8 protein-coding genes and 1 pseudogene are annotated in these 5,749 nt (G+C 65.9%); all 9 read right to left on the bottom strand.

Features of this window, described 5'->3' with window-relative positions:
• Positions 1–50: 50 nt before the first annotated feature.
• Positions 51–188 (bottom strand): hypothetical protein, encoded by a 138-nt coding sequence (locus tag FHS81_RS18335; protein WP_183755026.1) that lies wholly within the window; start codon positions 186–188, stop codon positions 51–53.
• Positions 189–611: 423 nt separating this feature from the next.
• Entirely contained in the window at positions 612–908 is a 297-nt protein-coding gene (locus FHS81_RS18340) for a hypothetical protein (protein ID WP_037094048.1), read from the bottom strand.
• Complete coding sequence (locus FHS81_RS18345; RefSeq protein ID WP_037094056.1) at positions 905–1,171, bottom strand: DUF6117 family protein; 267 nt, start codon at positions 1,169–1,171, stop codon at positions 905–907. The genes FHS81_RS18340 and FHS81_RS18345 overlap by 4 nt, the downstream gene beginning before the upstream one ends.
• A gap of 100 nt (positions 1,172–1,271) precedes the next feature.
• Positions 1,272–3,413 (bottom strand): ParB/RepB/Spo0J family partition protein, encoded by a 2,142-nt coding sequence (locus FHS81_RS18350; protein ID WP_037094050.1) that lies wholly within the window; start codon positions 3,411–3,413, stop codon positions 1,272–1,274.
• Between the two features lie 80 nt (positions 3,414–3,493).
• Positions 3,494–3,703: a hypothetical protein gene (locus tag FHS81_RS18355; protein WP_197496974.1), complete on the bottom strand. Its 210-nt coding sequence runs from the start codon at positions 3,701–3,703 to the stop codon at positions 3,494–3,496.
• Positions 3,704–3,739: 36 nt separating this feature from the next.
• The gene (locus FHS81_RS18360) at positions 3,740–4,174 is read right to left on the bottom strand and encodes a hypothetical protein (protein WP_052114321.1); all 435 of its coding nucleotides are present in this window, start codon (positions 4,172–4,174) and stop codon (positions 3,740–3,742) included.
• Positions 4,171–4,950, bottom strand: a complete 780-nt coding sequence (locus FHS81_RS18365; protein ID WP_052114322.1) for a hypothetical protein — start codon at positions 4,948–4,950, stop codon at positions 4,171–4,173. Before FHS81_RS18365 ends, FHS81_RS18360 begins: the two co-directional genes overlap by 4 nt.
• The gene (locus FHS81_RS18370; RefSeq protein ID WP_037094052.1) at positions 4,950–5,321 is read right to left on the bottom strand and encodes a DUF2958 domain-containing protein; all 372 of its coding nucleotides are present in this window, start codon (positions 5,319–5,321) and stop codon (positions 4,950–4,952) included. The genes FHS81_RS18365 and FHS81_RS18370 overlap by 1 nt, the downstream gene beginning before the upstream one ends.
• Positions 5,318–5,629, bottom strand: a pseudogene (locus tag FHS81_RS18375) (zincin-like metallopeptidase domain-containing protein); the annotation flags it as partial. The gene FHS81_RS18370 and the pseudogene FHS81_RS18375, both read right to left, overlap by 4 nt.
• Between the last annotated feature and the right edge of the window lie 120 nt (positions 5,630–5,749).

Genomic DNA, 5,749 nt, shown 5'->3' on the forward strand with positions numbered 1-5,749 from the left:
ATCGGCGGGAATGTCCGCTGATCGAGACGCTGTTCCGGGAGCCGGCGAGCTCAGCGAAATGCCAGTGAGACAGCTTGACTGTTCAGATAAGCGCCATGGGTGCCGTCCCCGGCCTGGAGCACGACGATCGGGACCATCAGCGTGGTGGCGAGGCTGGCGGCGAAGGCGGTGGCATCTGCATAGGACATGGGTTCCGGCTCCTGTTTTTGGAGCGGGGGACCATCCCCCGCGCGACAGGCGCCCGAAGTGTCCGGCCGGATCTGCAATCACCCTCGGGCGTTCGGGCTCGTCCCGAATCCCCGAGGGCGGCACGCTTGCGTAAGCCGACCCTTCACGGGTTGATTGACAAAGAGACGGCTGGACCAAGGTTCGCGAATGGAAGCGGGGGTGGTGCTTTGCCTCTGACAGGCGCCGGAAATCCGTCGCAGATGCCTCGCCGCGCAAGCCTCGTTGCCGGGCCGATTTCCAGGATGTGCTTCAGGCCGGGGACGGAACCCGTTCCTCCGGCACCGATAAGGAGACGTTGCAATGGTGAAGCTGGACCTCGATCCATCGCTGCCTGACCAGCGATACTCCACGGCCCGGTACCCAGGCGCAGCTTTCAGGGCCGGTCAGTCCCAGAAACCATCGGCGATTTCGCGGGCGATCATCGTGCGGGCCTTCATCATCACGTCGTCACCGGACGTGTCGATATGACCATAAAACCGCGCGCGGCCGCCATCTGCGGTCCAATCCGCATAGCGGCAATATTCGCGGGCATCGAGCCGGAAGGCGCGCATGTCCTCGGCCCAATGCGGCTTCGGCTCCACGACGACGGTGACGCCGCCGCGCGATTCCTCCCATGGAAGCGACCGCTCCGCAGGCGGACTGTTGCGGTCCTCGGCGAAGATTTCGTCAACGCTCATCATGCCGCGTCTCCATTTCCGGGGGTTTCGAGGAAGCCTGAAGGATTGGCGGGGTCCGGCGGCAAATAGGCGTCATAGGGGTTGCAGTCGGCGAGATGACCGAATGGCGTGAAGACGTAATCGCCGCCGTCACGACCGACAGCGCACAGAACGTAGCGAACCTCGTGGGTTTCGGCATCGAGGCATTCCATCAGCGCCAGGTTGCCGTCACCGGCGGCGCGCAGCAGGGTGTTGAAATTCGTTCGGACGGGATCGGGAATGGCCATGATGGTCTCCTGAAACGAAAACGGCCCGGCGAGCTGCCGGGCCTTGGAATGGACAGGGATGGAAAGCGAGGCGACGGAGGCCGCCCCGCTGGTGCGCGCATCACTCGGCGGCGACGAGGGCCGCCGGATCGGCGACGGCCACGTCCTTATCATCACCGGCGAGGAAGTCGGGTAACGCCACGCCGTCCTCGTCCTGATCGGCCGCACCGTCCACGGTCTCCGCATCCAGAGCGGGGCGCAGAGGTTCGGGCAGCCAGCCGGTGTCGGCCAGAAGGCGTTCGGCCTCCTTCGCCATGTCGCCCTTCTTCAGATGCGCGATGAGATCGGCGGCGCGATCGCCGGCGCCCTCGCGCACCGCCTCGAGGATGCGGGCCTTGGTCACGCGGCCCAGATAGTTCTCGACCGTGGGCTTCCAGCCGGCTTCGACGAGATCGAGGCCGGTGGCCTGGGCCAGCCGTTCGGCCTCGGCCATGCGGCGGTCCAGACCGTGCTGCGAGATGCCGTTCCCCGAATAGGGGTTGGGCCGCTCGTAGAGCGCGTTGACGCCGAAGCTCACGCAATGGGCGAGCAGGGCCAGGCGGCTGGCATCGTCGAGGCCATCGATCCACCCCCAGAGCCGGTCGTCATCACCGGAGGGAATATCGCCCCGCCAGGCGTCCGCGCGCTCGTCGATCATCTTCGCTGCGGCACTGTCCGCGAGTCCGGTCGCGTCAGCGGGGAGATAGATGTGACGCACGGCGGCATAGAGGCTCGTTCCCGCGGTGGAGGTGCGCTCGAAGGTGTCGAGGACGAGCTTGTGCAGCAGGGCCGTCATGGCGGCGTGCGGATTCTCGGCGAGCGCATTGCGCAGCGCCAACGTCCGCCAGGCGGTCAGGTCGATCACCAGCCGCTCGGGCAGCGGCTTGACGGCATCGTCCTCCTCCTCGTCGCCCTCCGGGACCGGCTCACCACCAACGGTGATGACGGCGCGCTGAACGGCATCAGGATCGGACGGGTCGGCACCTTCTCCGGCATCCTCGCCATCGACGGCTTCGGGTTGCTCGTCCTCGGGGCGGACGTAGCCGCTGCTGACGATCAACTCGCCCTCGCGGCCGATGCTGACGAATACACCGGCACGGGCGATGTCTTCCGGCGCGAAGGTGACGGGCCGGTTCTCGAAGGCTTCCAGTTCGGCCTCGATTTCGCCGAGCCGCTGGTCGATCTCATCGGGCAGTTCCTCGGCCTCGGCATACTGCGATTCGAGTTCGTCATACTCCTCGCGCAGCGCTTCGCGGGTGGCGCGTTCCTCATCGGTCAGCTCCTGGGTCACGCCGACCAGCCTGCGCAGGCCGTTGGCGTAGCCGTAGGGAAGCTCGACCGCCGCGTCGATCCACTTCCAGCCCTGAGCCGCGATCTCGTCGGCAACGGCGCGAAGCTTCTCGTCGACCAGACGATCGAGAAGCGTGACGTCCTGCAACCAGCCGCCGTTCTCTTCGGAAAAGAGGTCGCGCAGCATCGGGCCGCCTGCCGCCTCATAGGCTTCGACGCCGATGAAGCGGGCGCGCTTGTCGGCGGCGGGAACCGTGGTCTCGGTCAGCATGTTGCGAATCTGCCAGGGTTCCTTCTGCCAGGAATTGCTGACGCGCTCCCAGACCTGCTGCTGGCGCTCATGGTCGGGGTTGACGGTGAAGGCTTCCAGCATCGCGAGCGTCATCTCGTTGCGCGCATAGGCATCGAGCAGGGACGGCGCGGCGGTGGCGAGACGTAGGCGCTGCATGATGTAGCGCGGCGTGGTCCGCCAGGCGTCGGCGATCTCCTCCTTGGACATGCCCATGTCGAACATCCGCTTGAACGCCTTGAACTGGTCGAGAGGATGCAGGGCGAGGCGTAGCAGGTTTTCGGCCAGCGAGTCGTCGACGGCCGAGGTCTTGGCATCGGCCTTCTTGACGATGCAGGGGACGAGGCCATCGGCAGGGAAGCGACCGGCTTCCACGAGGCGCGCGATGGACCTGTAGCGCCGGCCGCCGGCTGGCGTCTCGAAATCGCCGGTCTCGTTGCCGTCCTCATCGAGGATGGCACGGACATTGAGGCCCTGAACGAGATCCTCGCGACGGTCGATGTCATGGGTGAGTTCGTCCAGTCCGGCCTCAACGTCGATCTCGCGCACGTTGTCGGCGGATAGGCGAATACGGTTGAAGGGAATGTCGCGCGCCCGCGAGAACTCGATCATCTGGAGGGCGGGCTTCTTCTTGGCACGAGCCATGGTGGTTTCTCCGCGACGGACGCCGAAAGCCTCTCTCTCGACCCTAAATCCGTCACGAAACCCCACCCCCCTCTCTTCCTCTAAACCGCCAGCGGCAGGCACCGCGTCATCAGTCGAGGCGCCGCGGGCCGCTCCTCGTTGACGCCATGTTTGCGGCGCAGCGACAGGATGGCCGCCTCCTGCCGGTCGATCTTTCGCCGGAGCCGTTCAAGGTCTGGCCCGACCGCGAGGAGCAGATCGTCGAGGACGCGCCGATATTCGGCCTCGTCCGCGCCCGTCCACCGGCTCATCCGACGAGTGGCGCGCCTTCGGTCGCTGCCGAACGGTCATGGCCTCGGCCCGGTCGCGAACCGCGCCTTCCGATCACCCAGGTCGAGATCCTCTTGCTGGAAGCGCGCCGGGATTTTTTCCTCCGGCCCCTGCCAGACGACGCGCCCGTTGCTCCAGATCGTGACGAAGCCGCCGCCGACCGGACGATCCGCGCGGGGCTTCGCCTCGAAGTTCCGGCAACTGAACTCGGCGGTCGTCGCTGAGAAGACGGTGGAGGACGGGCCAGCGAAGAGCACCTGGTCGCAGGTGCCGGTCGGCCGTTTCACGCGCTTGCACGACAGGCCGACCCGGAACATTTCATAGGCGCGCTGCTCATTCTCGGGTCGCGCAAGCCAATGGATGCAGTTCTTGCACCGGCCGCGTTCATGCGGAACGGACGGGTCGAGCGGAGGCCCGCCATTGTGGCCGGGACGGAGGAGACGGCCGGTCATGACAAACCTCCAGCTCGTGCCTTGGACCGGGCGGAGACGATGTGCTGGACAACGACCGGCCGCGTATCGGCGGCCTTAGCGAGCCGTTCGATCAGCGCAAGCTCCGCCATGGAACAGTCGCCGCGCACCTCGATTTCCACCCAATGACCGGAGCGTCCGACATGGGAATCGCGCAGGCGATGGCTGGACGAGGTGTAGAAGCTCTCGTTCGGGTCGATCAGCCGGACGCGGGTGGTGAGGAAGATGATGCCGGAGCCGAGATTGCCGCAGAACAGCAGTTCATCCGCCGGCGTGGTTTTCGGGCCGCCGCCGACCTGTTTGCGACCGATCTGACGAAATGCTTCATCGAACGTGGCCGGATCGTGGGTCATGCGTGCCGACCGGGCTTGCTGGAAGACCCACGGCGGCCGCCAGGGATCGAGCTTGCCGACGGCGATCTGGTGGAGGAAATCGGCGAAGCTCGCCGGATCGGCCGGATATGGGCACGTCCGCCAAATCTCGCGAACACGCGCGCGCAACGTGTCGGGTAGCGCGAAAAGCCGGGCGCGGGCCTTCCGCCACCAGGCAGCTCGCTGGCTGCGGCGTTTGTGTTCGGCCTCGCCCCACCAGACAGCGCGGCGGGCCATTTCCTCATCGACACCATGTTGTGTGGCGGCGATCTGATCGGCAAAGAGCGGCAACGCCTCCCGTTCGAGGCGTTGCTTGCGGAGAAATGCCGCGCGTTTGCGCGACGTATCTCCATAGGGTTCAAATCTGTGCCAGCGACGGAAGCGCATCACACGCCCTCCCACCGGGACTGCCGGGCCGTGCGGATGATCCGTTCGGCCTGGCGGATGCTGCCGGCCTCTCGCGCGGCTTCGGCCCAGACCGAGATAGGGAATTCGCCGGTAAAGAGCATGTCGCGTTCGATGCCGAGCCCGAAGGGCAGGCGCACCGAGGTCATTTCCTCCAGCGAGAAATAGCCCAGCTCCGGCTCGCCGAGATCGGCCAAACCGAACAGCGTGTCGCCGTCGGCGGCCAACTCGGTCGCAAGCCAGACGCCCTCCCCAAGCGGGTTGAAGAATTTCACCACCGGCACATGGTCTGCATCGCGCTGGCGGCCATTGGCCAGAAGCTGCGCGCGCAACTCGTCGGTCAGGAGGATCATGCCGCCCTCCTGTCGGTTGTGTCGGTGCTGGCGCTCGAAGATTCGGCCTTTGGCAGATGGGCCAAGATCCAGTCGGCCGCCTTGCTCGCCTGCGAGGCGGCGCGCACGATCGCGCGGTTGTCCTCGCGTAGCACCTCCAGCCAGGAGCCGATGTAGTCGGCATGGCGCACAGTCGGCACGATGCCGAGCGAGGCGCATCAGAACGCGGCGCTCATCTCAGCGACCAGTTCCTCGAAAGCGTATTTCCTGGTGCCGAAGGAGCCGGAGAAATCCCGGTTCAGACGGGACGCATGGCCAGTGGCATGCCCGTTATGCCGATATCGGCATAAGGGGCATTATGCCGTAAGTCGGATTATGCCGCATGGCCGAGCTTTTCGGCTGTCACGCCGGCTTTCGGCCATGCGGCAGTTCGGCATAATCAGAGCGCT

The organism is Pseudochelatococcus contaminans (assembly GCF_014195635.1).
Classification (GTDB): domain Bacteria; phylum Pseudomonadota; class Alphaproteobacteria; order Rhizobiales; family Beijerinckiaceae; genus Pseudochelatococcus; species Pseudochelatococcus contaminans.